Annotated in this window: 26 protein-coding genes; all 26 read left to right on the plus strand. The window is 38.3% G+C overall.

Annotated features, from left to right (window positions below):
• Positions 1-21: 21 nt before the first annotated feature.
• The 26 genes from HMPREF2603_RS09665 to ftsH all read left to right on the plus strand — a co-directional run bounded on the left by HMPREF2603_RS09665 (position 22) and on the right by ftsH (position 26,965).
• Positions 22-714, plus strand: coding sequence for a DUF5079 family protein (locus HMPREF2603_RS09665; protein WP_081600409.1), 693 nt, complete (start codon positions 22-24; stop codon positions 712-714).
• Between the two features lie 304 nt (positions 715-1,018).
• Positions 1,019-1,618, plus strand: a complete 600-nt coding sequence (locus HMPREF2603_RS09670; RefSeq protein ID WP_070502093.1) for a DUF5080 family protein — start codon at positions 1,019-1,021, stop codon at positions 1,616-1,618.
• A gap of 24 nt (positions 1,619-1,642) precedes the next feature.
• The gene (locus HMPREF2603_RS09675) at positions 1,643-2,014 is read left to right on the plus strand and encodes a hypothetical protein (protein ID WP_231724117.1); all 372 of its coding nucleotides are present in this window, start codon (positions 1,643-1,645) and stop codon (positions 2,012-2,014) included.
• A 101-nt stretch (positions 2,015-2,115) separates the two neighbouring features.
• Positions 2,116-2,334 (plus strand): hypothetical protein, encoded by a 219-nt coding sequence (locus HMPREF2603_RS09680; protein WP_002481904.1) that lies wholly within the window; start codon positions 2,116-2,118, stop codon positions 2,332-2,334.
• 408 nt (positions 2,335-2,742) lie between these two features.
• On the plus strand, positions 2,743-4,776 hold the full coding sequence (metG, locus tag HMPREF2603_RS09685; RefSeq protein ID WP_257243559.1) for a methionine--tRNA ligase: 2,034 nt from the start codon (positions 2,743-2,745) through the stop codon (positions 4,774-4,776).
• A gap of 149 nt (positions 4,777-4,925) precedes the next feature.
• Positions 4,926-5,699: a TatD family hydrolase gene (locus HMPREF2603_RS09690; RefSeq protein WP_057510606.1), complete on the plus strand. Its 774-nt coding sequence runs from the start codon at positions 4,926-4,928 to the stop codon at positions 5,697-5,699.
• Positions 5,700-6,229: 530 nt separating this feature from the next.
• A complete protein-coding gene (gene rnmV / locus HMPREF2603_RS09695; RefSeq protein ID WP_060804589.1) occupies positions 6,230-6,781 on the plus strand; it encodes a ribonuclease M5 in 552 nt (183 codons plus the stop codon).
• A gap of 3 nt (positions 6,782-6,784) precedes the next feature.
• Entirely contained in the window at positions 6,785-7,672 is an 888-nt protein-coding gene (gene rsmA, locus HMPREF2603_RS09700; RefSeq protein ID WP_060804616.1) for a 16S rRNA (adenine(1518)-N(6)/adenine(1519)-N(6))-dimethyltransferase RsmA, read from the plus strand.
• Positions 7,673-7,771: 99 nt separating this feature from the next.
• Positions 7,772-8,035, plus strand: a complete 264-nt coding sequence (gene veg / locus HMPREF2603_RS09705) for a biofilm formation stimulator Veg (protein WP_002481909.1) — start codon at positions 7,772-7,774, stop codon at positions 8,033-8,035.
• 517 nt (positions 8,036-8,552) lie between these two features.
• Positions 8,553-9,407: a 4-(cytidine 5'-diphospho)-2-C-methyl-D-erythritol kinase gene (gene ispE, locus HMPREF2603_RS09710; RefSeq protein ID WP_023016276.1), complete on the plus strand. Its 855-nt coding sequence runs from the start codon at positions 8,553-8,555 to the stop codon at positions 9,405-9,407.
• 16 nt (positions 9,408-9,423) lie between these two features.
• Positions 9,424-10,248 carry a pur operon repressor gene (gene purR, locus HMPREF2603_RS09715; RefSeq protein ID WP_002481911.1) on the plus strand — a complete coding sequence of 275 codons (825 nt, stop codon included), beginning with the start codon at positions 9,424-9,426 and terminating at the stop codon, positions 10,246-10,248.
• Positions 10,249-10,264: 16 nt separating this feature from the next.
• The gene (locus HMPREF2603_RS09720; RefSeq protein ID WP_002481912.1) at positions 10,265-10,645 is read left to right on the plus strand and encodes a RidA family protein; all 381 of its coding nucleotides are present in this window, start codon (positions 10,265-10,267) and stop codon (positions 10,643-10,645) included.
• Positions 10,646-10,709: 64 nt separating this feature from the next.
• Positions 10,710-11,027, plus strand: coding sequence for a septation regulator SpoVG (spoVG, locus tag HMPREF2603_RS09725; RefSeq protein ID WP_002481913.1), 318 nt, complete (start codon positions 10,710-10,712; stop codon positions 11,025-11,027).
• A gap of 268 nt (positions 11,028-11,295) precedes the next feature.
• Complete coding sequence (glmU, locus tag HMPREF2603_RS09730) at positions 11,296-12,660, plus strand: bifunctional UDP-N-acetylglucosamine diphosphorylase/glucosamine-1-phosphate N-acetyltransferase GlmU (RefSeq protein WP_060804587.1); 1,365 nt, start codon at positions 11,296-11,298, stop codon at positions 12,658-12,660.
• 102 nt (positions 12,661-12,762) lie between these two features.
• Positions 12,763-13,728, plus strand: coding sequence for a ribose-phosphate diphosphokinase (locus HMPREF2603_RS09735; RefSeq protein WP_002481915.1), 966 nt, complete (start codon positions 12,763-12,765; stop codon positions 13,726-13,728).
• A 240-nt stretch (positions 13,729-13,968) separates the two neighbouring features.
• On the plus strand, positions 13,969-14,619 hold the full coding sequence (locus HMPREF2603_RS09740; protein WP_002481916.1) for a 50S ribosomal protein L25/general stress protein Ctc: 651 nt from the start codon (positions 13,969-13,971) through the stop codon (positions 14,617-14,619).
• A 186-nt stretch (positions 14,620-14,805) separates the two neighbouring features.
• Positions 14,806-15,378, plus strand: a complete 573-nt coding sequence (gene pth, locus HMPREF2603_RS09745) for an aminoacyl-tRNA hydrolase (protein ID WP_002481917.1) — start codon at positions 14,806-14,808, stop codon at positions 15,376-15,378.
• A gap of 5 nt (positions 15,379-15,383) precedes the next feature.
• On the plus strand, positions 15,384-18,893 hold the full coding sequence (gene mfd, locus HMPREF2603_RS09750; RefSeq protein WP_373879035.1) for a transcription-repair coupling factor: 3,510 nt from the start codon (positions 15,384-15,386) through the stop codon (positions 18,891-18,893).
• Positions 18,883-20,418, plus strand: coding sequence for a polysaccharide biosynthesis protein (locus tag HMPREF2603_RS09755; protein ID WP_060804582.1), 1,536 nt, complete (start codon positions 18,883-18,885; stop codon positions 20,416-20,418). The genes mfd and HMPREF2603_RS09755 overlap by 11 nt, the downstream gene beginning before the upstream one ends.
• On the plus strand, positions 20,418-21,611 hold the full coding sequence (locus tag HMPREF2603_RS09760) for a MazG nucleotide pyrophosphohydrolase domain-containing protein (protein ID WP_060804579.1): 1,194 nt from the start codon (positions 20,418-20,420) through the stop codon (positions 21,609-21,611). Before HMPREF2603_RS09755 ends, HMPREF2603_RS09760 begins: the two co-directional genes overlap by 1 nt.
• A 1-nt stretch (position 21,612) precedes the next feature.
• On the plus strand, positions 21,613-21,879 hold the full coding sequence (locus tag HMPREF2603_RS09765; protein ID WP_002481921.1) for an RNA-binding S4 domain-containing protein: 267 nt from the start codon (positions 21,613-21,615) through the stop codon (positions 21,877-21,879).
• 13 nt (positions 21,880-21,892) lie between these two features.
• Entirely contained in the window at positions 21,893-22,270 is a 378-nt protein-coding gene (locus HMPREF2603_RS09770; protein WP_002481922.1) for an FtsB family cell division protein, read from the plus strand.
• A 134-nt stretch (positions 22,271-22,404) separates the two neighbouring features.
• The gene (locus tag HMPREF2603_RS09775; protein WP_002481923.1) at positions 22,405-22,815 is read left to right on the plus strand and encodes a S1 domain-containing RNA-binding protein; all 411 of its coding nucleotides are present in this window, start codon (positions 22,405-22,407) and stop codon (positions 22,813-22,815) included.
• 101 nt (positions 22,816-22,916) lie between these two features.
• A complete protein-coding gene (gene tilS / locus HMPREF2603_RS09780) occupies positions 22,917-24,197 on the plus strand; it encodes a tRNA lysidine(34) synthetase TilS (protein WP_060804577.1) in 1,281 nt (426 codons plus the stop codon).
• Between the two features lie 5 nt (positions 24,198-24,202).
• Positions 24,203-24,742 (plus strand): hypoxanthine phosphoribosyltransferase, encoded by a 540-nt coding sequence (gene hpt / locus HMPREF2603_RS09785; RefSeq protein ID WP_002481925.1) that lies wholly within the window; start codon positions 24,203-24,205, stop codon positions 24,740-24,742.
• Positions 24,743-24,862: 120 nt separating this feature from the next.
• Entirely contained in the window at positions 24,863-26,965 is a 2,103-nt protein-coding gene (gene ftsH, locus HMPREF2603_RS09790) for an ATP-dependent zinc metalloprotease FtsH (protein WP_023016271.1), read from the plus strand.
• Positions 26,966-26,979 lie beyond the last annotated feature (14 nt).

The raw sequence follows: 26,979 nt of genomic DNA on the forward strand, positions 1-26,979 counted from the left end.
GCATATTTTAAATAAGGATGGATGGAAACGATGGAAGATTTGTATAGAAAATTAAGAACACCAGTTTCTCAAATTGTAGCTTTATTTGCTTTAGGATTTTTATTGTTTAGTTTTGTGCCGTATTTATATGGTGGTCCCAAAATTGCAGGATTACCTAATCATCTTAAAATTGTAACAGGAATAGAAATACTAATTTGTTTAATTAGCTTGTTGCCTATTTTTATAAAAAAGCAACCTAAAAATTATGAAAGCTTCCAAAAAAAATTAAGAATTAGTACAGGTGTATGTGTGTTATCATTTTATAATTTTACCTTTGTACTCTATAACGCATTTTATATAATTGCATCCCATCAAGGTTATAATTTGTATGGAATATGGATTATTGGTATATCTGCTATGGTATTAAGTTATTTTGCTCATATAGGGAGTATTTTACTTTTTTTGAGGCATCCTGATAAATACAAAGGAAAAACGAGAAAAGAAAGAAACAATAGAAAATTTATTTGGATAATCAGCGTGCAATTATTGTCATGGATAGTTTATGCTCAAAAAATAGTAGAGTTCATTTTGGTTCCAAATGTTTGGGATAATAGCTTTTTAATAAATGTTACTAACTTTACTATACTTTCTATTAATGCAACATGTATCATTATTTTTAATGAATATATCAAAGCGGAAATGGAGTACAGGAAAAAATATGATTTAAAAGAGTAATACCAATATATAATATAAAATATTAGTTGATTCATATTCTAATGGTAAACAATCATTTTTAAATGTTTTATTTTTAAAACTTCATATTATGATTTCGAAGAATTATAAACTGGCAGAAGTAAATTCTTTCTTCAAAAAATAAATTCTAAAATTAAGTCCCGCCAACAAAAAAGAAGTAAAAGCATTATAGAATTAGATGTTCTAATCATGCCTAATTTGGCAAAGGTAGAATTTTCAGTTGAACCTGAATATTGGCAAGGTGAGATGTTGAAAGTAAAGGTTATGGAAATGTAGGAGAAAACATATGACATATTTATTATTAATTTTAATGGCAGGTTTGTATTACGTGGTGTATATTACTTCGGTAATGTATGCGGAAGGTATTAAATTACTGCAATGGATTGCCTATGGTATATCTGCGTTAATCTTTTTGATTACATTCTTCTTTGTAGATTCTAGTTTTAGTTCATTACAGAATTACATACTTGTGCTCATTATAAGTGTAGTGGTATACGGATGGTTGGCGATTAAATCGTTTTGGACACGTCCTTATAAAGTGAAGCTAAGAAGTTTGGATCCTCTCTCAGAACATTCAGTAACTAAGGGACAGTATGAAGACATTGAAAGTATTCAAATTAATCTTGCTTCATCTAAGTATAAAGGTATTATTTCAGCAATTATCTCTATTGTTTGTATGATTGCGATTAAATTAAAGTTAACGCCTGTTTTAAAAGATGATTTAGCAGGCGGTATTTTCACAATAGATCTTATCCTATTTTTAATGGTTATTATTTATTTGGTTATTGATATTGTATTAGCAGTTAGAAGAGGAAAATTTTCGTTTATCACACTCAGACCGTTAGGAACGTTGATTTTGTTAATCTTCTATTCAATCATTATTTAATAATTTAAATCGAAGGAGTAAACTATGAAGAAAATTTGTTTGATGAGTTTATGCCTATTGATGGTTATCGTAATGGGTTGCGCGAAGGGGGATCCTCTTCCTGGTTCTGTAAAAAATGATTTGCATAAAGCCGATAGAAAGTTAGAAGCTGTAAAAATATTTGAGATTGATCATAAACAGGTTGTTTATGATAAGAAAGATAAAAAATTGACTGTGCCGCTTCACTTCAACGAAGACGTAGACCTCCCGACTAAACTCATCGGCAGCATGTCATCCATGCCTTTCTCTGGAAATGATGACGTCGACCAAGTAGTAGTGAAGTATGAATTCAAAGATCAAAAACATGAGTTGCATTACAAAAAAGACGCACAAGGTTCACTGAAAAGAGTGAAATAACGCTTCATAGGAACGGACACACGTGTGTATTCCTAAATGAGTAGATAGGTGTGTCCTGTTCCTAAAAAGCAGGAGAATAAACATATAAGGAGCGCAACAACATGGCAGAAAAAGTGAAAGAAGCAGGAAAAACATTAAAAGTTTGGGCTTGGGTTTTTATTGTCCTCTCATTAATTATGCCAATCTTTGGAGTTGGAAGTATTATTTGTAGTGCGAAATACAAAAAATACCAACAAGAACAAGGCGGAAAATTATTAAATATCGCAATCATCGTTACAGTGGTCAGTGTGACGTTTGCGATTATAAGATTATTTACTTAATTTCTCAGCAACAGAACGCTTTCTCGGGTTCTGTTGCTTTTATCAATACAAGGGGTTGATTAAGGAATAATAAATCAAATGAATAAGTTCAATGCAGATAATAGGTGATATAGTCAGCTTATTTCCTATTAATAATCACTAACCAAGAAAAAACTACATCAAATCGTTTTGGCTCATAAATAAACATTTGTGAGTTTCTTTTTATTTTTATGTCAATTTTACATAATCAACATCGTCTCTATATGCACCGTTCATTAGAATTGTTACAATATATACATATGGAATCAAATCAGTCGAACTTATATGAAGAGTACAAGGACTTATTTTGCGTTAGAAGTCATGTTGAGTGTGTTTATGAGACTGTCATGACGGGGACTCTGCATTGAAATCAATACTGAATTTAGATATATTAATTATGTAAGATACAAGGAGGAGCATGGAATGGCGAAAGATACATTTTATATAACAACACCTATTTATTACCCGAGTGGTAAATTACACATTGGGCATGCCTATTCAACTGTAGCAGGCGACGTCATTGCGCGCTACAAACGCATGCAAGGCTATGATGTACGTTATTTGACAGGTACAGACGAACATGGCCAAAAAATTCAAGAAAAGGCACATAAAGCTGGCCTTACAGAATTAGAATACCTAGATGACATGATTAAAGGTATTAAAGCGTTATGGGAAAAATTAGAGATCTCAAATGATGACTTTATCAGAACAACTGAAAAACGTCACAAAGAAGTTGTAGAGAAAGTCTTTGAACGTCTATTAGCACAAGGTGATATTTACCTTGGTGAATATGAAGGCTGGTATTCTGTACCGGATGAAACTTACTATACAGAATCTCAACTTGATGATCCAGAATACGATAATGATGGCAATATTATCGGCGGTAAAAGCCCGGATTCTGGACATGAAGTAGAATTAGTTAAAGAAGAAAGTTACTTCTTCAATATTTCTAAATATGCGGATCGCTTATTAGAATTCTATGATGCGAACCCTGAATTCATTCAACCTCCTTCTCGTAAGAACGAAATGATTAACAACTTTATTAAACCAGGATTAACAGACTTGGCTGTCTCACGTACGACATTTGATTGGGGCGTACAAGTACCGTCTAATCCTAAACACGTTGTTTACGTATGGATTGATGCGTTGGTGAACTATATTTCAGCTCTTGGTTATTTATCAGATGATGATAGCCTATTCCAAAAATATTGGCCGGCTGATTTACACTTAATGGCGAAAGAAATTGTGCGCTTCCACTCTATCGTGTGGCCGATTTTATTAATGGCGCTAGACTTACCGCTTCCAAAACGCGTTTTCGCACACGGTTGGATTTTAATGAGAGACGGTAAAATGAGTAAATCTAAAGGTAACGTCGTAGATCCGAACGTATTAATCGATCGTTATGGCTTAGATGCGACACGTTACTACTTAATGCGAGAATTACCATTTGGTTCTGACGGTGTCTTCACACCAGAAGCGTTCGTTGACCGTACAAACTTTGATTTAGCCAATGACTTAGGTAACTTAGTCAACCGTACGATTGCGATGATCAACAAATACTTCGGCGGCGAGTTGCCTGCGTATGAAGGACCAAAACATGACTTAGATGCTGAGATGGAACAATTCGCATTAGATACAGTCAAAGAATACCATCAAAATATGGAAAACTTACAGTTCTCTGTTGCACTTTCAACAGTATGGAAGTTCATCAGCCGTACGAATAAATATATTGATGAAACAACACCATGGATTTTAGCTAAAGATGACAGCCAAAGAGAAATGCTTGGCAACGTGATGGCACACTTAGTGGAAAATATCCGCTTCGCAGCTGTCTTATTACGTCCATTCTTAACACACGCACCACGTGAAATCTTTGCGCAATTACACATCAATAGTCCTGAACTATATGAACTAGACAGCTTAAATTCATATGGTGCATTAACTGAACCGATTACAGTAACTGAAAAACCTAAACCGATTTTCCCTCGTTTAGATACAGAAGCAGAAGTCGCATTTATTAAAGACTCAATGCAAGGTTCAGCACCACAAGCTGAAGAAGCAAAAGAAGAAACAAAAGAGGAAGCACAAGAAGACGCGAAACCTCAAATCACAATTAAAGATTTCGATAAAGTTGAAATCAAAGCTGCAACAGTAATGGATGCAGAAAATGTGAAGAAATCAGATAAACTCTTAAAAATTCAAGTAGATTTAGGCGAAGAACAACGCCAAATCGTTTCAGGTATCGCAAAATTCTATGAACCTGATGATATTATCGGTAAAAAAGTCGCAGTTGTGACGAACTTGAAACCAGCAAAATTAATGGGCCGTAAATCAGAAGGTATGATTCTATCAGCAGAAAAAGACGGTGTCTTAACACTTGTCAGCTTGCCGAATGCGATTCCTAACGGTGCAGTGATTAAATAATTGAACAATCAAGACAAGCGGCTTGCAGCGAATGCTGTTTGAGCCGCTTCTTTGACGCTTACTCATAATTTCAAATGTTTCATAGAAAGAATGGGTATAATCATAGTGTATGAACACTGAGAAAAGCAGTAATGAAAGGAGTACACATCATGTTAATTGATACACATGTACATTTAAACGCAGAACAATATGATGAAGATTTACAAGAAGTCATCGACCGTGCAAGAGATGCAGGTGTCGATCGCATGTTTGTCGTTGGATTTGATACACCAACGATTGAACGTGCGATGGAACTTGTGGAACAATATGATTTCTTATATGCGATTATTGGTTGGCATCCAGTGGATGCGATTGATTACACAGAAGAACGTGAACAATGGATTGAAAAATTAGCCGAGCACCCTAAAGTGATCGGCATCGGTGAAATGGGCTTAGACTATCACTGGGATAAATCACCAAAAGATGTTCAAAAAGAAGTGTTCCGTAAACAAATCGCACTCGCAAAACGTGTGAACTTGCCGATTGTCATTCATAATCGTGAAGCGACACAAGATTGTGTGGATATTCTAATGGAGGAACACGCAGAAGAAGTCGGCGGTATTATGCATAGTTTCAGCGGTTCACCTGAAATCGCAGATGTCGTGATTAATAAACTTGGCTTCTATATTTCATTAGGCGGACCTGTCACATTCAAAAATGCGAAACAGCCTAAAGAAGTCGCAAAACATGTGCCATTAGATCGTCTATTAGTAGAAACAGATGCACCTTATTTATCACCGCACCCTTATAGAGGTAAACGTAACGAACCGATGCGCGTGACATTAGTTGCGGAACAAATCGCAGAATTACGCGATATCAGTTACGAAGAAGTCGCAAAACAAACGACTGAAAATGCGGAAAGATTATTTAACTTAAATCAATAATATAAAGAGAAAGCGCCGTTCTACATCAGAAGGGCGCTTTCGTCATGTTTGAATGTATCATTTTTATGATATTAAAATCATATTTTTATATAAGAATATAAGCTCTGTTCATATTGTAACCTTTTCAAGCAAGTTGGATAGATGGTGGCTAATCCATTCAAAGGGCTGATGTCTATGATGCACAACTCCAGAGAGGATACACGATGAGTGATTATGAATGCTTATGGTCTTCTTGACGATGATAGGTTTAATCCTTGTGAGTAGTCAACAAAGGAAATAAAGGCATAAAAAATAACTATCCAACTTTGGTTGAATAGCTATAACATTCGCCATCTCTTTTTAACGGGCCCAGAGTGATAACATGTTAGCGCATGTTGTTCTCCATCTTAATGTAAATAATAAAGATTTCGGCTTTGGACGTCAAAATATATAATTAAACAAGATACGATATAACGTGACGATGTTTTATTTTTCATGCTGACAGATATGGTATAGTATTAAAGTTAACACTGTGAAAGGTGACGAAAGCGATGAAAATAAATGAGTTTATTGTGGTAGAAGGCCGCGATGATACAGAGCGTGTTCAACGTGCAGTAGAGTGCGATACGATAGAAACAAATGGCAGTGCCATTAATGCAGAAACGTTAGATGTGATTCGATATGCGCAAGAAACAAGAGGTGTAATTGTTTTAACAGACCCAGATTTCCCGGGTGATAAAATTCGAAATACGATTCGTGATCATGTACCAGGTGTGAAACATGCGTATATTGATCGTGAACAAGCGAAAAATAAACGTGGTAAAATCGGGGTGGAACATGCCTCATTTGAAGCCATCAGAGAAGCGTTAATGCATGTATCTTCGCCCTTTGAAGAAGGCATGGAATCTATCAGCAAAGCTGTTTTGATTGATTTAGGTTTAATTGTCGGGCCTGATGCGCGTCATAAACGAGAAGTATTAGGGCGTAAATTACATATTGGTCATTCCAACGGCAAACAACTTTTAAAGAAATTAAATGCGTTTGGTTATACAGAAGCAGATGTCAGAGCTGCTTTGAATGAAGATAAAGGAAGTGAAACGTAAGTGATGAAAAAAGATATAGCAACACCGACACGTACGCGTGCCTTGTTAGATAAATATCAATTCGATTTTAAGAAGAGTTTAGGTCAAAACTTCTTAATTGATGTGAATATTATTCATAAAATTATCGAAGCGAGCAACATTGACGAAACAACGGGTGTTATTGAAGTCGGTCCTGGTATGGGGTCTTTAACAGAACAATTAGCGAAACATGCGAAAAAAGTCGTAGCGTTTGAAATTGACCAACGCTTGATTCCTGTTTTAGATGATACTTTGTCAGATTATGACAATGTGACTGTGATTAATGAAGACATTTTAAAAGCAAATGTGGTAGATGCAGTGCAAACACATTTTTCAGACTGCGATAAGATTATGGTCGTTGCGAACTTACCGTATTATATAACGACACCTATTTTATTGAACTTGATGTCTCAGTCTTTACCGATTGATGGCTATGTGGTGATGATGCAGAAAGAAGTTGGAGAACGTTTAAATGCGGCTGTCGGCACAAAAGCTTATGGTTCATTATCGATTGTGGCGCAGTATTATACTGAAACATCTAAAGTACTGACTGTGCCTAAAACAGTCTTTATGCCACCTCCGAATGTAGATTCGATTGTGGTTAAACTGATGAAACGTACTGAACCGATTGTCTCTGTAGACGATGAAGATCGCTTCTTTAAAATGACAAAAGCAGCATTCAGCCAACGTCGAAAAACAATCGCAAATAATTATCAAAGCTTATTTTTCGATGGTAAAAAACTGAAAGACAAGATTAAAACTTGGCTAGATGAGAGTGGAGTTGATCCAAGACGTCGTGGAGAAACATTATCTATTAAAGAATTTGCGAATTTGTACACTAACTTGAAAAATTTCCCGGAATTAGAGTTTTAAAATGTTGACATGCTGCCCGTCGATTGTTAAAATTTAAATTTTATTTGACTGAATCGCTATAAATGTGTTATAATACAATTTGTAGCGAGGTGGAGCAATATGCCAAAATCAATTTGGGAAATCAAAAATGCACTTGAGTGTCATTTAGGAAACCGTATTGTACTTAAAGCAAATGGTGGTCGTAAAAAAACAATCGAACGTTGCGGCGTGTTATCAGAAACATATCCAGCGGTATTCGTTGTTGAATTAGACCAAGATAAACACAACTTTGAACGTGTATCTTATACATACACTGATGTGTTGACAGAAAACGTCCAAGTTTCGTTTGTGGATGAAAATCACCAGGATGCAGTTGCACACTAGAATATCATAACATTGAAGCTATATGCTTCGTATAAAAAAGAGGAATCCTGATTCAGGATTCCTCTTTTTTATTTTGCTTTATTTTAGGTTTGAGGACCTTCAGATCTCAAAGGTCTTCTGAATACTTGTACAGATTGCGCTAGCCATTATACAGAATTTTAAGTTTGTGGTAGTGGTTTTGCTATTCACTGTGATGATGCGGGTTGCTTTGTGAATCGAAAATTGGAATTCCTATGTAAATTTTAAATTTGTATGCATAGGTATGAAGTTGAGTAACAGCAAGTATCTCTTTACGAAGCGTGAATATAAAACATCTTCGCAACTTAGTTAAAACTTTTTCATTTTCATAACATTAAGCACTGTGATATATGGTAATGTTCGTGTTATAATAACACTAATGCAAATGATGAACGTCATTTTAATGCTGTGAAAGAAGAGGGAACCTCTCTCGTCGCCTGATAGGCGAAGCAGACATTTCTGAACTAAAGCAAATTTAACAGTAAAGGTGGGCGGTAAGATGATATATGAAAAGGCACCTGCCAAAATTAACTTCACTTTAGATGCACTTTATAAAAGAAATGATGGGTTTCATGAAGTTGAAATGGTAATGACAACGGTGGACTTGAATGACCGCGTTACTGTTGAAAAGCGTGAAGATCAACGTGTTGTTGTACAAGTGGATTATAATTTTGTGCCTGAAAACGCGAAGAATTTAGCGTATAAAGCAGCAATGCTGATGAAAGAAACATATCAAATCCAACAAGGTGTGACGATTGTGCTGGAAAAGGAAATCCCAGTGTCAGCAGGCCTTGGCGGTGGTTCTGCTGATGCAGCAGCCACAATGCGTGCAATGAATCGGTTATTTGAACTTGGTTTGTCCTTAGATGATTTAAGTCGTTTGGCAAGTCAGGTCGGTTCCGATGTGCCTTTTTGTATTTACAGCAAAACAGCGGTATGTACAGGACATGGTGAAAAAGTACGTTTGTTGAAACGCCCACCGAAAGCTTGGGTAGTCATCGCAAAGCCGAACGTCGGCATTTCAACACCTTGTGTGTTTCAAGCGTTGCGTATTGAAGAAACACCGCAGCAAGCGACACAATCAGATGCATGTATCAAAGCAATTGAAGACGGAGATTATAAGCAAATCTGTGCATCGTTATCTAATAGCTTAGAAGCGATTTCCATGGACATGCATCCAGACATTCAAAAGCTGAAACAAAATATGCTTAACAGCGGTGCAGATGGCGCGTTGATGAGCGGCAGCGGCCCGACGGTATATAGCTTAGCGAAACATTATAAGCAAGCACAAAACATATATAACGCGGTTCACGGGTGCTGTAACGAGGTTTATTTAGTCAGATTACTAGGTTAAGAAAGGAAGGATTCTCTTGCGTTATAAACGAAGCGAACGCATTGTGTATATGACTCATTATTTGATGAGCCATCCAAACAAGTTGATACCATTGACGCATTTTGTGAAGAAATTTAAACAAGCGAAATCATCAATCAGTGAGGACATCCACATTGTTCGCGAAACCTTGCATAAAGAAAAGCTGGGTACAGTGATTACGACTGCAGGTGCAAGCGGTGGTGTGACATATCGTCCGACAATGAGCAAAGAAGAAGCAGAACAAGTGATTGATGAAGTGATTGTACATCTTCAAGAAAAAGAGCGCTTATTGCCAGGTGGATATTTATTCCTATCCGACTTGATGGGCAATCCAGAATTGTTGAATAAAGTTGGACGTTTGATTGCGACAATTTATATGGATGAAGACTTAGATGCGATTGTGACGATTGCGACAAAAGGGATATCTCTTGCCAATGCCGTAGCAAATGTATTAAATTTACCAGTAGTTGTTATTCGAAAGGATAATAAAGTAACTGAGGGTTCTACAGTCTCTATCAACTATGTATCGGGTTCTTCGCGCAAGATCGAAACAATGGTCTTGTCGAAACGCACATTAAAAGAAAATTCGAATGTATTAATTGTCGATGACTTTATGCGCGCGGGCGGCTCGATAAATGGCGTGATGAATTTAATGAATGAGTTTAAAGCGCATGTCAAGGGGGTATCAGTACTTGTAGAATCTAAAGAAGTCAAACAAAGATTGATTGAAGATTATACTTCCTTGGTAAGACTGTCTGATGTAGATGAATACAATCAGGACTTTAAAGTCGAACAAGGTAATGTTTTATCTAAATTCTCATAAAGGAGCGGTCAACAACATGAAGACGATTCACAGTAATAAAGCGCCTGAAGCTTTAGGCCCTTATTCACACGCAGTTGTCGTGAATGATTTGGTTTACACTTCAGGACAGATTCCACTAAATGAATTTAATGAACTTGTCAGTGATGAAGTACAGGTACAAACGCGTCAAGTACTTGAAAACCTTAAAGCGGTTTTACAAGAAGCGGGTGCCGATATGGATTCAGTGATTAAAGCAAATATCTTTATTAAAGATATGAACGATTTCCAAGAAATCAACGAAGTTTACGGCTTATACTTCGATGCGCATAAACCAGCAAGAAGCTGTGTGGAAGTTGCGCGTCTGCCAAAAGACGTAAAGGTTGAGATTGAGGTTATCGCTCAAGTTAAAGGAAAATAATTTTTAATTAAATATTGTAAGCTTCTATAAGACAATAGAGAGATATACTAGGGGGGCTCACTACATGAAAGTGACAGATGTAAGACTTAGAAAAATACAAACTGATGGAAGAATGAAAGCACTAGTGTCAATCACACTAGACGACGCATTCGTAGTCCATGATTTGCGTGTAATTGAAGGCAACTCAGGTCTATTCGTCGCAATGCCGAGCAAACGCACACCAGATGGTGAATTCCGTGACATCGCGCATCCGATTAATTCAGATATGAGACAAGAAATTCAAGATGCAGTGATGAAAGTATATGATGAAACTGATGAAGTTATTCCAGATAAGAATGCGAAACCATCAGAATCAGAAGATAATGATAACGAAGAAGCTTAATTAAAAGCTTAAAGATAGAAATGTAACTTTTAAACCCTCGGTCATGTGATCGAGGGTTTTTTATACCATTTGATGGGCTGGATAACTTGAATACACGAGTCTTTTTTATCGCCGAACAATATTGTGTAAAACATTAAAAGATATGCTATGATAAAACGGACTTGTTCAGCTTATCTCCTCAAACGGATGTAAGGGTGAGTCTTGAAAGTGCAACTTACCTTAATTTATAATAATAACGAAGTGTAAAATTATTGGAGGGTTCGCAGTCATGCAGAGATATGCGGTAGTATTAGCAGCTGGTAAAGGTACCAGAATGAAATCGAAACTTTACAAAGTGCTACATAAAGTAGCGGGCAAAAGTATGATTGAGCATGTGGTCGACAGCGTGAAACAAGCAGGAACAGATGAAATTGTCACAATCGTCGGACACGGTGCTGAAAGTGTGAAAGAAACTTTAGGAAGTCAATCATCTTATAGCTTCCAAGAGGAACAATTAGGTACAGCGCACGCTGTGAAAATGGCAGCTGATGAATTGAAAGGTAAAGAAGGCACAACGTTGGTCGTGTGCGGCGATACTCCGCTTATCACACCTGAAACATTAAAAGCTTTGGCAGATTACCATGAAGCACAACAAGCAGGTGTTACAGTGCTGTCTGCGACAGCTGACAATCCATTCGGATATGGTCGTATTGTCAGAGATCAAGATGGCCGTTTGGCTAAAATTGTAGAACAAAAAGATGCGACAGAAGCTGAACGCGAAATCGATGAAATCAGTACAGGTATTTTCGCATTCGATAATGTTTTATTATTCGAGTTATTAGAAAAAGTTAAAAACGATAATGCACAAGGTGAATATTATTTACTAGATGTCATTACGTTAGCGCTTGAAGCGGGTAAAATCGCAGACGCTTATCGTACAGATGACTTTGATGAAATTATGGGAGTGAACGACCGTGTTGCGTTAAGTAAAGCAGAAGCGGCTTATCGTGAACGTGTGAATGAGTATCATATGCGTAATGGTGTCACTTTAATTGATCCAGCTTCAACGTATATTGAAGCCGATGTACAAATTGGTATGGATACAATTATTGAACCAGGTGTGCATTTAGGTAAAGGCACTGTCATCGGTGAAGATACAGTTATCGGTCAATACTCAGATGTTAATAACAGTACTATCGGTAATCGTACGACAATTAAACAATCAGTGGTCAATGATGCGACAGTCGGCGATGATACAACAGTAGGCCCATTCGCACAATTAAGACCAAACGCACATTTAGGTAATGAAGTGAAAGTCGGCAACTTTGTCGAAGTGAAGAAAGCAGAACTTAAAGATGGTGCGAAAGTATCGCACTTAAGTTACATCGGAGATGCTGAAATCGGCGAACGTACGAATGTCGGTTGTGGTTCGATTACAGTCAATTACGATGGTAAAAATAAATTTAAAACAATTATCGGAAAAGATTCATTTATCGGTTGCAACACAAATCTAGTTGCACCTGTAACAGTCGGTGATGGTGTCTTAATCGCCGCTGGCTCAACGATTACAGACGATATTCCAAATGACAGTTTAGCCCTTGCACGCGCAAGACAAACAACAAAACCAGGCTATTTAAATAAAAATAACGACTAACAACTATTGATGTATCTTGTCCAATTCAGTAAAATTAAATAGGATGTTATGTATCAGTTCGACCTGAACGACGCATGAATGCAAATAAATGGAGGACTATAAATGTTAGCTAATGAATATAAAAATTCATCTTTAAAGATTTTCTCGTTGAAAGGAAATGAGCCGCTTGCACGTGAAGTAGCGGATAACATTGGAATTGAATTAGGGAAATGTTCGGTAAAACGTTTCAGTGACGGCGAAATCCAAATCAATATTGAAGAAAGTATCCGAGGTTGCGACGTCTTCATTATCCAACCTACATCTTATCCAGTTAACGTACATTTAATGGAACTGTTGATTATGATAGATGCATGTAAACGTGCTTCTGCGGCAACAATTAACATTGTGGTTCCTTATTATGGTTATGCACGTCAAGACCGTAAAGCACGCAGCCGTGAGCCGATTACTGCGAAATTAGTTGCTAACTTGATTCAAGTAGCAGGCGCAGACCGTATGATCGCTTTAGACTTGCACGCACCACAAATTCAAGGATTCTTCGATATTCCAATCGATCACTTAATGGGTGTACCGATTCTTGCGGAATACTTCAAGAGCAATCCTGATATCGATCCAGAAGAAACAGTTGTGGTTTCACCAGACCACGGCGGCGTGACACGCGCACGTAAATTAGCAGACATTTTGAAAACACCAATCGCAATTATCGACAAACGTCGTCCAAAACCAAACGTTGCAGAAGTTATGAATATCGTAGGTGATATTGATGGACGTACTGCAATTATCATTGACGACATTATCGACACAGCTGGAACAATCACATTAGCAGCACAAGCGTTGAAAGACAAAGGTGCTAAAGAAGTTTATGCTTGTTGTTCACACGCTGTACTTTCTGGACCAGCGAAAGAACGTATTGAAAACTCAGCAATCAAAGAATTGATTGTGACAAACTCAATCCGTCTTGACGATGGTCGCAAACCAGAAAACACAACTGAATTATCAATTGCTGGATTAATTGCTCAAGCAATCGTTCGTGTTTACGAAAGAGAATCAGTGAGTGTATTATTCGACTAATGATTAAAACTGCAGTCTTTGGCTGCAGTTTTTTCATTTTCACGGTATTAAATCAAATGAGCAGTTGACGTAATTTGTAAAAATGTGTATAATAATTCCGTTCGTGACTTTCTGTAACGAACATATCAAACACTTGCAAGCGGTCAAACAACCGATGGGCAAGTGCCGGAGAGATTGACTATTGAACGCTTATTATAAGCAACGATCTGATATCTCATATACGAAAGGTGGAAAAAGGAAATGGCTTCATTAAAGTCTATTATCCGTCAAGGTAAACAAAGACGTTCTGATTTAACAGCAATCAGAAACTCAGGTAAAGTACCAGCAGTTATGTATGGTTACGGCCAAAAAAACGTATCAGTTAAAGTTGATGAAGTAGAATTCATCAAAGTTATCCGTGAAGTTGGACGTAACGGTGTTATTGACTTAGGTGTAGGTTCTAAAACAATCAAAGTAATGGTAGCTGACTACCAATACGACCCACTTAAAAACCAAGTTACACACATCGACTTCTTAGCAATCAACATGACTGAAGAACGTACTGTTGAAGTACCTGTACACTTAGTTGGTGAAGCAGTAGGCGCTAAAGAAGGCGGCGTAGTTGACCAACCATTATTCTACGTTGAAGTTACTGCAACTCCAGACAACATTCCTGAATATCTTGAAGCAGATATCACTGAATTAGAAATCGGTGACACTATCGCAGTTCAAGACTTGAAAGTAACAGGCGACTTCACAATCGAAAACGATCCTGAAGATACAGTTGTAACTGTAACACCTCCAACTCAAGGACCAAGTGAAGAAGAAATCCAAGAAGTTGAAGCAGGCGACGCTGATACTCCAGAACCAGAAGTTGTTGGAGAAAACAAAGAAGACGAAGAAGAAGAATAATTTTTTCTTATATTTGTGCCGTTCACATTTTTGTGTGATCGGCTTTTTTATTGCGTCATATTACATGCTTTACGTGTCAGGGTTTATCCTGATTTGTGTTAATATAGGGAATAAAGCGATACATAGACATCGGTGTAGATGACCGATGCCAAATCAAAAGAAAAGAAGAGATGGAGGCAGAAAAGCATGAAGTGTATTGTCGGATTAGGCAATATCGGTAAACGATTTGAACAAACCAGACATAATATCGGGTTTGAAGTAATAGATTATTTATTAGAATCTAATCAATTAAAGTTAGATAAACAAAAATTCCGTGGCGCATATACGATTGAACGTGTCGCAGGTGACAAAGTATTATTCATTGAACCGATGACTTTGATGAACTTATCAGGAGAAGCTGTCGGTCCGTTAATGGATTACTATAATGTAGATGTTGAAGATTTATTAGTGCTCTATGATGATTTGGATTTAGCACAAGGACAAGTCCGTTTACGTCAAAAGGGCAGTGCCGGCGGTCATAATGGTATGAAATCGATTATTCAACATCTTGGTACAGATCAATTCAAACGTATCCGTATCGGTATCGGAAGACCGACCAACGGTATGTCTGTACCAGATTATGTCTTACAGAAATTCTCAAAACAAGAAATGGAAACAATGCAAAAAGTAATAGAACATTCTGCACATGCGGTGGAAGATTTTATCGCGAGTTCGCGTTTCGACCATGTGATGAATGAATATAATGGTGAGGCTAAGTGAAATCAATAATTACAGATTATTTAAATAAAGATAAACGATATGAAGAGTTAAACGATGTATTTGGACATGAAAATGTCTTAGTCACTGGCTTATCCGGTGCGGCGAAAGCGACAGTAATGGCAGAAAAATATTTGTCTTCAAATCGCCCGATGGTCGTGGTGACAAATAACTTATACCAAGCAGATAAATTAGAAGCAGACTTACAACAGTATATCGAAGCAGAAGACATATACAAATATCCGCTTCAAGACATCATGACTGAAGAATTCTCCACACAAAGTCCGCAGTTGATGAGCGAACGTGTGCGTACCCTTACTGCCTTAGCACAAGGCCAGCGAGGGTTCTTTATCATACCTTTGAACGGCCTGAAAAAACTACAGACGCCTGTAGAGATGTGGCAAAACCACCAAATCACTTTGAAAGTCGGAGATGACATTGATGTCGATGCATTCTTCAACAAACTCGTTAATATGGGTTATCGCAGAGAAAGTGTCGTGTCACATATCGGTGAATTCTCAGTTCGTGGGGGCATCATTGACATTTATCCATTGATTGGTGAACCTGTACGTATTGAACTCTTCGATACTGAAGTGGATTCAATTCGTCAATTTGATGTGGAAAGCCAACGTTCAGAAGCAAACCAAGACGATGTTCATATCACTTCAGCAAGTGACTATATCATCACAGAGGACGTCTTGAAACGTATTAAAACAGAACTTAAAACGGCTTATGAAACAACACGTCCTAAAATTGAAAAAGCTGTACGTCAAGATGTCAAAGATACGTATGAAAGCTTCTTACAATTTGATACGAACTTTATTGACCACCAAGTGATTCGTAGATTGGTCGCTTTTATGTACGAACAACCTGCGACACTGGTCGATTACATCAGTAATAATGCGATCATCGTCGTTGATGAATATAACCGTGTCAAAGATACAGAAGAAACATTGATGTCTGAAGTCAATGACTTTATGCAGCAGTTGATTGAAAGCGGTAAAGGGTTTATCGGTCAATATTTCTTAGACGATGATGCCTTTGAAAACTTGATTAAAACACGTAACATCACCTATTTCACACTGTTTACCGCAAGTATGCCAGTGAAATTAGATCACATTATCAAATTCTCAAGTAAACCTGTCCAACAATTCTATGGCCAATATGACATTATGCGTTCTGAATTCCAACGTTATATCAATAACGGTTATACGGTTGTGGTACTAGTCGAAACAGAAACGAAAAAAGAACGTGTCAAAGCCATGATGAATGAAATGCATATTCCGATTGTAGAAGCGGGTGCGAGTGCGAATATTCAAGGTGGACACGCAGTTATTGTAGAAGGCAGTCTATCTGAAGGTTTTGAGTTGCCTTATATGTCGCTTGCGGTCGTGACAGAACGCGAGTTGTTTAAATCTAAACAGAAAAAAGCGAAGAAACGTACACCGACGATGACTAACGCAGAACGCATCAAATCTTATCAAGACTTGAAAGTCGGCGATTATGTTGTTCATGTGCACCATGGTGTAGGGCGTTATTTAGGCGTTGAAACGCTTGAAGTCGGTGATGTACACCGAGACTATATTAAAATTCAATACAAGGGAACAGACCAACTCTTTGTGCCGGTTGATCAAATGGATCAAGTTCAAAAATATGTGGCATCAGAAGATAAAACGCCTAAATTAAATAAACTTGGCGGTACAGAGTGGAAGAAAACCAAAGCCAAAGTTCAACAGAGTGTTGAAGATATTGCGGATGAACTTATTGAACTGTATCGTGAGCGTGAGATGGCAGAAGGGCATCAATTCGGACCGGATACAGAACAACAACACGAATTCGAAATGGACTTCCCTTATGATTTAACAGCGGACCAAGCCAAATCTATTGATGAAATCAAAGAAGACATGGAGAAAGAACGTCCAATGGACCGCTTGTTATGTGGTGATGTCGGTTACGGTAAAACCGAAGTGGCATTACGTGCAGCTTTCAAAGCAGTCATGGAAGGGAAACAAGTCGCTTTCTTAGTACCAACGACTATTCTAGCGCAACAGCACTATGAAACGTTGTTGGAACGTATGCAAGATTTCCCGGTAAATATTCAATTGATGAGCCGCTTCCGTACACCTAAAGAAATCAAAGAAACGAAACAAGGTTTAAAAGACGGTACCATCGACATCGTGGTGGGTACACATAAATTACTCGCAAAAGATGTGAAGTATAAAGATTTAGGTCTATTAGTTGTCGATGAAGAACAACGCTTTGGTGTTCGTCATAAAGAACGAATTAAAACACTGAAAACGAATGTGGATGTTTTAACTTTAACAGCTACACCGATCCCAAGAACACTCCATATGAGTATGTTAGGGGTACGTGACCTGTCTGTGATTGAAACGCCACCAGAAAACCGCTTCCCAGTCCAAACTTACGTGTTAGAACAAAACACGAACTTTATCAAAGAAGCTTTGGAGCGTGAACTTGCGCGTGGCGGTCAAGCGTTCTATCTATACAACCGTGTACAATCCATCTACGAAAAGAGAGAACAGCTTCAAATGTTGATGCCAGATGCGACCATTGGTGTGGCACATGGCCGTATGACAGAACGTGAACTAGAAGATACGATGATTGGTTTCGTCAATGGCGAATACGATATTTTAGTGACGACGACAATTATTGAAACAGGTGTCGATGTGCCGAATGCGAACACGTTGATTATTGAAGAAGCAGATCGCTTCGGTCTGAGCCAACTTTATCAATTGCGTGGACGTGTGGGTCGTTCTTCTCGTGTTGGTTATGCTTACTTCTTACATCCGACAAACAAAGTATTGTCAGAAACTGCAGAAGAACGCCTGCAAGCGATCAAAGAATTTACTGAACTTGGCAGTGGTTTCAAAATTGCGATGCGTGACTTGAATATCCGTGGTGCCGGTAATTTATTAGGGAAACAACAACACGGCTTTATCGATTCTGTCGGCTTCGACTTGTATTCACAAATGCTTGAAGAAGCGGTTAATGAAAAACGTGGTATTAAACAAGAAAGTGAAACACCAGAAATTGAAATTGAATTGAATATTGATGCGTACTTGCCGACATCTTATATACCGAATGAACAATCGAAAATTGAAATCTATAAGAAATTACGTCAGATTGAAACTGAAAATGAGTTAATGGATATCAAAGATGAACTTATCGACCGCTTCAACGATTATCCGGTTGAAGTAGAACGTCTATTAGACATCGTTGAAATCCGTATTCATGCCCTACATGTCGGCGTAACGCGAATTAAAGATGCAGGCAAAGCGATTGAAATTTATCTGTCTGAAAAAGGAACAGAAGATATCAATGGTGAAGCACTCTTTAAACAGACGTTGCCGCTTGGCAGAGATATGAAAGTTGGTGTGTCTGAAGGTGCGATGACTGTGACACTTATGAAAAATAAAAAAGCAGGTGCGTGGTTTGACCGCTTGAAATTCTTGATGAAAGCTTTAGAAGAAAGTATGGTCATTCCAGATGAAGCGTAAATCAGCCTTCAGCGGTGTCGTCATTCTGACTTTGGCGTTAGTGATGGTCAAAATACTGAGTGCGATATATCGTGTTCCATACCAAAACGTACTCGGTGATGCGGGGCTATATGCGTACCAACAAGTATATCCATTTTTGTCGCTTGCGACGATTTTATCGATGAATGCGATACCGAGTGCTGTGACACAAAATTTCGGTGCACATTGGACGCATCGTAAAATCAGTCATGTCATGATTGGTATACAAGGTGTGTGTTTCATCTTGTTTGCGCTGATTTTCATTTTGGCGCCTGTCATTGCCCATCTGATGGGTGATATGCATCTGACGCCGATGATCCGTATGGCGAGTTGCAGTTTCTTGGTCGTCGGTTGTTTAGGTGTCTTGCGTGGCAGTTTCCAATCACGTCAACAAATGGATGCGCCGGCTTTTTCACAAGTCATTGAACAAATTGTGCGTGTCGGTATTATCTTGGTGTTGATTGTAGTGTTTGTTCAGTTGGATTGGTCGATTTATCGAGTAGGAACTTGGGCCATCTTAGCTTCAGCTTTAGGCTTCTTAGCGGCTACTATCTTCTTAAGTGTGAAACGACCGTTTCAATTTGAGTTTGCGTTGCGTGAAGATGAGATGACTAAATTCGTATGGCAACGTTTGACTGCAGCGATTATTATCTTTTCAGCGAGTCACCTTATTGTGACGACGTGGCAATTGATGGACAGTTTCTCAGTGATTCGCACCTTGCAGTATTATGGCTTATCGTTTAAAGAAGCGATTGTGCAAAAAGGGATTTATGACCGTGGCGCATCTTTTATTCAAATCGGTTTGATTGTGACGACAACATTTTGTTTTGTGTTGATTCCTTTATTAACCAATGCGTTTGCAGAACAACGCTTTGAACGTATGAACCGATATGCGGATGCGACGTTGAAGATTACGATGACTATCAGTGTTGCGGCGGGCGCAGGATTAATGAATTTATTGCCTTTAATGAACCGTGTGTTCTTTAAAAATGATGTCTTAACCGCTACGCTCGTTATTTATATGTTGACGGTCATTTGTGTTTCGTTGATTATGGTGAATATTGCTTTGTTAGAAGTACGCAGACAATCTCGTTTGATTCTGATTGCTTTCGGCTTAGGTGCAGTTATAAAATTAATAATGAATTTTGTATTGATTCCGAACATCGGTATTATCGGGGCAAGTGTCAGTACGGTACTGTCATTATGTTTGTTTGCGTTTATCTTGCAGTGGCGAACGTTACAATTCTATCGCTTGCGTCACATGCGTAATTTTGTCTCGAAGCTGCTTATGACAGTCATTGCGATGACTGCGGCAGTACAGCTGATTATGTGGATGACACCGACAGAAGGGCGTTTAACAGGTATGGTAGAATTACTGCTTGCGACGCTCGTTGGTGTTGCGGTAGTTATTATCGCGATTGCGACATTGAATTTATTAACTTATCGTGAATTGCAGCATATGCCGTTCGGAGATAAATTATACCGTTTGAAGAAAGGACGAAAATGATGAGTCATACCATTACAATTGTAGGTTTAGGCAACTATGGTTTAGATGAATTGCCTTTAGGGATTTACCGCTATTTGACCCAGCAAACTCATATTTATGCACGTACATTAGATCATCCTGTGGTTGAGGCGCTAAAAACAGAAGTACCGCAATTAGAGTGGTCAAGTTTTGACCCAGTATATGAAGCACATGATGCGTTTGAAGCAGTGTACCAAGCGATTGTTGATCAATTAATTGAAGCGGCACAACAAGAAAATGTCGTTTATGTGGTGCCAGGTCATCCGCGTGTGGCAGAAACGACAACAGCGTTGCTGACAGCCTATGCGCAGTCACATCCAGAGGTTGAAGTGAAAGTGCTTGGCGGTAAGAGTTTCATTGATGATGTGTTTGAAGCGGTACAAGTGGACCCAAATGAAGGCTTCACTTTACTAGATGGAACAGCTTTAAAAGCAGAACAGCTGAATATCCGTACGCATACGTTGATTACGCAAGTGTATAGCGCAATGACAGCAGGAGATTTAAAGCTGACATTGATGGAGCGTTATCCTGATGATTATAGCGTTTATATTGTAGATGGCGCCCGTAACACAGGAGCGACATTAATTGAGACGCCTCTATACGAATTAGATCGTCACGATATCTTCAGTAATTTAACAAGCGTCTTTATTCCGCGTATTGAAGATGAAACTTTAATGCATGGTGATTTTGATTATGCGGTTAAAGTGATTGATACGTTAGTAGATGATGACAAAGGTTGCCCTTGGGATAAAGTACAAACACACGAAACATTGAAACGTTATCTTTTAGAAGAGACATTTGAACTATTTGAAGCCATCGATCATGAAGATGACTGGCATATGATTGAAGAACTGGGCGATATCTTGTTGCAAGTGCTGTTGCATGCGGCTATCGGCAAAAAAGAAGGTTATATTGATATCACTGAAGTGATTGAAAGTTTAAATGATAAAATGATTCGACGTCATCCGCATGTGTTTGCGGACGCAAAAGCAGAAAATATCGAAGACTTAAAAGGTATTTGGTCAGAAGCAAAAGCGAAAGAAGGCAAAACGCCGCGTGTGAAATTTGAGAAAGTATTTGCAGACCATTTTATGACGTTGTATGATGAAGTCAAAAATAAAGACTATAGTGAAGCGGAATTAAAAGCTTTGTTGGAAAAGAAAGAAGGGGAATAACGTGAGATTAGACAAATATCTAAAAGTATCTCGTTTAATCAAACGCCGTACACTTGCGAAAGAAGTCAGTGACCAAGGCCGTGTTCAAGTGAATAACAACACAGCTAAAGCAGGTACGGATGTCAAAATCGGTGATGAAATCGTCATTCGTTTCGGACAACGTGTGATTACAATTCGTGTCACTGGATTAAGCGAACATGCGTCGAAAGAGAATGCGAAAGGCATGTATGAATTAGTGAAAGAAGAACGTATTAATGAGAATGACTAAGGAGTGACATACCATGGCTAGAAAAGTAGAGCATATGGAAAACAGGTATATCGAGAACGAAAACCGAAGAAAAAGACAGCGCGAAATGAAAAAGCGTGTGGTTAAACGTCGTATTATGCTCTTTGCGGGGATTTTACTCGCAATCATTATCGTCCTTTCTGTCATGGTTATCTCTCAAACAAGAAGCAATGCTGAAGATGCGCAGGAACGTAAAGTAAAAGAAGAAAAGTTCCAAAAACAGCAAGATGAAGAAATTGCTTTGAAAGAACAATTGAATAATTTGAATAACAAAGAGTATATAGAGAAAGTCGCACGTGACGATTATTATTTAAGTAATGATGGGGAAGTCATTTTTAAATTACCTGAAGAGAAGAAAAAAGAAGGAAAATAACGTCTAATGTGTTTTTAATGTAAGAAAAGTATAATATCTAACTGTTTTAACTGATATGCCATTGTTAAATTAGCACAACAAGCATATAATAGAGTTAAGTAAAATTGAAAGAAATCGGAGGATTTATTTAGGATATGTCAATCGAAGTAGGAAGCAAGCTTAAAGGGAAAGTCACTGGTATCAAAAAATTTGGTGCGTTTGTAGAATTGCCTGGAGGGAAAAGTGGCTTAGTTCACATCAGTGAAGTTGCAGACAATTATGTTGAAAATGTGGAAGATCACTTGTCTGTTGGAGATGAAGTAGAAGTTAAGGTACTATCTGTTGCTGACGACGGTAAAATTAGTCTTTCAATTAAAAAAGCGAAAGATCGTCCGAAAAGACAACATCATAGAGGCGGCCATGGTGGTCATGGCAAACCATCACATAACAAACCAGAAGACTTTGAAAAGAAATTAAGCAACTTCTTAAAAGATAGCGAAGAAAAAATGACGTCTATCAAACGCCAAGCTGAATCAAGACGCGGCGGAAGAGGTTCAAGACGATAATTCAACATAAAGCAGATGACTGTTTCGAAGGGAACAGTCTCTTTTATTTTTGTCTGAAATTTTATCCATGCGTATATTTCAAATGAGGACGAGGTGAGGATATGAATATTTATACAGAAGGCTGGTCTGAAAATGACCATCTTGCATTAGCGGTTTCCACAGGTGTCGACAGCATGGTATTATTACATATGTTGACCACACACTATCATCATACATATCGCCAACTGACCGTGTTGCATGTCAATCACGGAATCAGATCGGCTTCTTTAGAAGAAGCGGCTTTCTTAGAACGTTATTGCCAGCAACATCATATCCCGCTTCGCACCCACGAATTGGATTTATCCGCATTGACTAATAAAGGTAAGAGCATTCAACAAGATGCACGTCAAAAGCGCTACGCTTGGTTTGAGTCTGAAATGAAAGCATTAGGTGCTACTGTTTTGTTGACAGCACATCACTTAGATGACCAGTTAGAGACGATTTTCTATCGTCTTATGACAGGACGGTCTACAAGAAGCAGACTTGGGATGCAGGGAGTAGAGGAGAGAAGCGGTTATCGCTTAGTCAGACCTTTACTGCATACCGATAAACAAGCTATTAAAGCGTATCAAGCTGAGTATCAGGTGCCGTATTTCGAAGATGAGTCTAACCAAGATAATCATTATGTACGTAACGATATTCGTAATCGCATTTTTCCAACCATTGATTCGAATGACCACCTAGATACTGCGCAGTTGTTAAAGTTGAAAGCTTGGCATGATGAGCAATTCGATTTACTGCATCAAGCAGCAGATGATTTTATCAACCAACATGTTACGCACGAGTCAGAAATGATTCAGGTAGACCGTACTGCATTCAATAGATTGTCGCATTCGTTAAAAACAATCGTGCTGGATCAATTGCTTGAGGCTTATGTATCAGGCGCTCCCATTTCTGAACAAGCGTATAAAGAATGGTTTGCGCAAATTGAAAATTCTCAATCTCAAGCGATAATTTATGCGACAGATAAATGGAATATTCAAATTGTGTATGATAAATTTATAATAATGGGTTGCACAAAAAACGAGACGACACCACAGCGGATTACACAACCAGGTTATTATGATTATGGTACATACCGCATTATAGTTCATGATGATATTGAGGGTTCGGACTTCCCAATGGTAATACGTTCGAGACAATCGGGAGATCGCTTCGTACTACCAAACAAAGAAGGCCATCAGAAAGTCAACCGCTTAATGATCAATCGCAAAGTTCCTAAATTTGAACGTGAGCGATTGCCCATATTGCTTAATAAACAAGGGGAGATTATTGCAGTAGGTACTTTGTACACTGCGGCAGATTATGAAGGGAAATTAGAGATAATAAATTTAGGAGTGTAGCCGAAATGAAGGAAGATTTAAAAGAAATATTGATGACGGAAGATGAAATCCAGCAACTCTGCCGTGAACTGGGAGCAAAAATCACAGAAGATTATGCCGATAAAGACCTTGTTTGTGTAGGCATTTTAAAAGGTTCAGCAATGTTCATGTCAGATTTAATCAAACGCATCGATACACATTTAGCAATTGATTTTATGGATGTATCAAGCTATCACGGCGGTACAGAATCTACAGGAGAAGTTAAAATCTTAAAAGATTTAGGCAGCTCTATTGAGAATAAAGATGTATTAATCGTAGAAGATATTCTAGAAACGGGTACAACTTTGAAATCAATTACTGAACTATTGAAATCTCGTCGTGTGAATTCTTTAGAAATCGTCACATTGCTAGATAAACCAAACCGTCGTAAAGCAGATATCGAAGCAAAATATGTAGGCAGAAAAATCCCAGATGAATTCGTAGTCGGATACGGCTTGGATTATGCGGAATTTTACCGTAACTTGCCATACATCGGAACATTGAAACCAGAGATTTATCAAAAATAATCGACAAATGAATACTATAGTAGGCTTACTTTTTCTACAAAGTTGAAATACTAGCCATTAAAAGTTATATTGTGTTACAATTTTTGTTAGTTTTATTATTGGAGTAGGAGGAAAAAACGCATGCAGAAAGCTTTTCGCAATGTGCTTGTAATCGCAATCATTGGCGTTTTTATATTCGGTTTATTTTCCTGGCTGAATGGTAACGGCAATATGCCGAAACAACTATCATATACACAGTTCTTCGAAAAACTTGAAAAAGGCGATTTGAAATCAATCGAAGTTCAGCCTGAGCAGAACGTTTATATGATCACTGGAAAGACCAAGAACGGTGAAGATTATTCTTCAACGATGCTATATAATAACGAAAAAGACTTACAAAAAGTCACAGGTGAAGCACAAAAACAAAAAGATTTAAAATTTACAGTTAAAGAAGAAGAAAAACAAAGCGTATTTGTTAGTATTCTTTCAACATTGATTCCAGTATTGGTTATTGCTTTATTATTCATATTCTTCCTTAGTCAAGCGCAAGGCGGCGGAGGCGGCGGTCGTATGATGAACTTTGGTAAATCCAAAGCTAAAATGTACGACAACCAAAAACGTCGTGTACGTTTCTCTGACGTAGCCGGTGCAGACGAGGAAAAACAAGAATTAATCGAAATTGTCGACTTCTTAAAAGACAATAAGAAATTCAAAGATATGGGCTCAAGAATCCCTAAAGGGGTACTCTTAGTCGGTCCTCCAGGTACAGGTAAAACATTGCTTGCCCGTGCCGTAGCTGGTGAAGCAGGCGTGCCATTCTTCACAATCAGTGGTTCTGACTTCGTTGAAATGTTCGTCGGTGTCGGTGCCAGCCGTGTTCGTGATTTATTCGATAACGCGAAGAAAAACGCACCTTGTATCATCTTCATTGATGAGATTGACGCAGTAGGTCGTCAACGTGGTGCCGGTGTCGGCGGCGGTCACGATGAACGTGAACAAACATTGAACCAATTATTAGTTGAAATGGATGGTTTCGGCGAAAACGAAGGTATTATCATGATTGCGGCAACAAACCGTCCTGATATCCTTGACCCAGCGTTATTACGTCCAGGTCGTTTCGACAGACAAATCCAAGTCGGTCGTCCAGATGTTAAAGGCCGTGAAGCGATTCTATATGTACATGCCAGAAACAAACCATTAGATGAAACAGTAGACTTAAAAGCAGTTGCGCAAAGAACACCAGGCTTCTCTGGTGCCGATTTAGAAAACTTGCTGAACGAAGCTTCGTTAGTTGCAGTTCGTGACGGTAAGAAGAAAATCGACATGCGAGATATTGAAGAAGCAACAGACCGTGTTATCGCAGGTCCAGCTAAGAAATCTCGTGTTATTTCTGAGAAAGAACGTAATATCGTCGCGCACCATGAAGCAGGACATACAATTATCGGTATGGTGCTTGATGAAGCTGAAGTGGTACACAAAGTTACAATTGTACCGCGTGGACAAGCTGGCGGTTATGCGATGATGTTACCAAAACAAGATCGCTTCTTAATGACAGAGCCAGAATTGCTTGATAAGATTTGCGGCTTGCTCGGTGGTCGTGTATCTGAAGATATCAACTTCAATGAAGTGTCTACAGGTGCATCAAACGACTTCGAACGTGCAACACAAATTGCGCGCTCAATGGTAACTGAATACGGTATGAGTAAGAAACTCGGACCAATGCAGTTTACGAAGAGCGGCGGTCAAGTGTTCTTAGGTAAAGATATGCAAGGCGAACCAGAATACTCTGGTCAAATCGCTTATGAAATCGATAAAGAAGTACAACGTATCATCAAAGAACAATATGAACGTTGTAAACAAATCCTGCTTGAACATGAAGATCAACTTAAACTTATCGCTAAGACATTGTTGACAGAAGAAACATTAGTACGTGAACAAATCCATTCATTATTCTACGAAGGTAAATTACCTGAAGTGAACTATGATGAAGCGAAAGTTGTTAAACAAGGTGATGAAGAGTTCCAAGAAGGTAAATTCGGTAAATCTTATGATGAAATCCTTGAAGAAGTCCGTGAAGAGGACAAGGAATATCAAGAAGAAGAGGCTGAAGTAGACGAGCAAGAAAAACGTCAAAAAGAATCAGAAGCACATCAAGAAACGAAACATTCTGATGAAGCAGCTGAAGATGACACACCACATGAAGCTAAAGACAAAGATGACTCTGACCCTCGAAATGATAAATAAGACGATTCTATTGT

Origin of the sequence: Staphylococcus sp. HMSC055C03 (assembly GCF_001809385.1) — a bacterium.
GTDB classification, from domain to species: Bacteria; Bacillota; Bacilli; order Staphylococcales; family Staphylococcaceae; genus Staphylococcus; species Staphylococcus simulans.

Excerpts from the sequence above, each read along its gene's own strand:
- HMPREF2603_RS09665 (WP_081600409.1), top strand. The coding sequence starts at position 22 with ATGGAAACGATGGAAGATTTGTATAGAAAATTAAGAACACCAGTTTCT.
- HMPREF2603_RS09670 (WP_070502093.1), top strand. The coding sequence starts at position 1,019 with ATGACATATTTATTATTAATTTTAATGGCAGGTTTGTATTACGTGGTG.
- HMPREF2603_RS09675 (WP_231724117.1), top strand. The coding sequence starts at position 1,643 with ATGAAGAAAATTTGTTTGATGAGTTTATGCCTATTGATGGTTATCGTA.
- HMPREF2603_RS09680 (WP_002481904.1), top strand. The coding sequence starts at position 2,116 with ATGGCAGAAAAAGTGAAAGAAGCAGGAAAAACATTAAAAGTTTGGGCT.
- HMPREF2603_RS09690 (WP_057510606.1), top strand. The coding sequence starts at position 4,926 with ATGTTAATTGATACACATGTACATTTAAACGCAGAACAATATGATGAA.
- rnmV (WP_060804589.1), top strand. The coding sequence starts at position 6,230 with ATGAAAATAAATGAGTTTATTGTGGTAGAAGGCCGCGATGATACAGAG.
- rsmA (WP_060804616.1), top strand. The coding sequence starts at position 6,785 with ATGAAAAAAGATATAGCAACACCGACACGTACGCGTGCCTTGTTAGAT.
- veg (WP_002481909.1), top strand. The coding sequence starts at position 7,772 with ATGCCAAAATCAATTTGGGAAATCAAAAATGCACTTGAGTGTCATTTA.
- ispE (WP_023016276.1), top strand. The coding sequence starts at position 8,553 with ATGATATATGAAAAGGCACCTGCCAAAATTAACTTCACTTTAGATGCA.
- HMPREF2603_RS09720 (WP_002481912.1), top strand. The coding sequence starts at position 10,265 with ATGAAGACGATTCACAGTAATAAAGCGCCTGAAGCTTTAGGCCCTTAT.
- spoVG (WP_002481913.1), top strand. The coding sequence starts at position 10,710 with ATGAAAGTGACAGATGTAAGACTTAGAAAAATACAAACTGATGGAAGA.
- glmU (WP_060804587.1), top strand. The coding sequence starts at position 11,296 with ATGCAGAGATATGCGGTAGTATTAGCAGCTGGTAAAGGTACCAGAATG.
- HMPREF2603_RS09735 (WP_002481915.1), top strand. The coding sequence starts at position 12,763 with ATGTTAGCTAATGAATATAAAAATTCATCTTTAAAGATTTTCTCGTTG.
- HMPREF2603_RS09740 (WP_002481916.1), top strand. The coding sequence starts at position 13,969 with ATGGCTTCATTAAAGTCTATTATCCGTCAAGGTAAACAAAGACGTTCT.
- pth (WP_002481917.1), top strand. The coding sequence starts at position 14,806 with ATGAAGTGTATTGTCGGATTAGGCAATATCGGTAAACGATTTGAACAA.
- HMPREF2603_RS09755 (WP_060804582.1), top strand. The coding sequence starts at position 18,883 with ATGAAGCGTAAATCAGCCTTCAGCGGTGTCGTCATTCTGACTTTGGCG.
- HMPREF2603_RS09760 (WP_060804579.1), top strand. The coding sequence starts at position 20,418 with ATGAGTCATACCATTACAATTGTAGGTTTAGGCAACTATGGTTTAGAT.
- HMPREF2603_RS09770 (WP_002481922.1), top strand. The coding sequence starts at position 21,893 with ATGGCTAGAAAAGTAGAGCATATGGAAAACAGGTATATCGAGAACGAA.
- HMPREF2603_RS09775 (WP_002481923.1), top strand. The coding sequence starts at position 22,405 with ATGTCAATCGAAGTAGGAAGCAAGCTTAAAGGGAAAGTCACTGGTATC.
- tilS (WP_060804577.1), top strand. The coding sequence starts at position 22,917 with ATGAATATTTATACAGAAGGCTGGTCTGAAAATGACCATCTTGCATTA.
- hpt (WP_002481925.1), top strand. The coding sequence starts at position 24,203 with ATGAAGGAAGATTTAAAAGAAATATTGATGACGGAAGATGAAATCCAG.
- ftsH (WP_023016271.1), top strand. The coding sequence starts at position 24,863 with ATGCAGAAAGCTTTTCGCAATGTGCTTGTAATCGCAATCATTGGCGTT.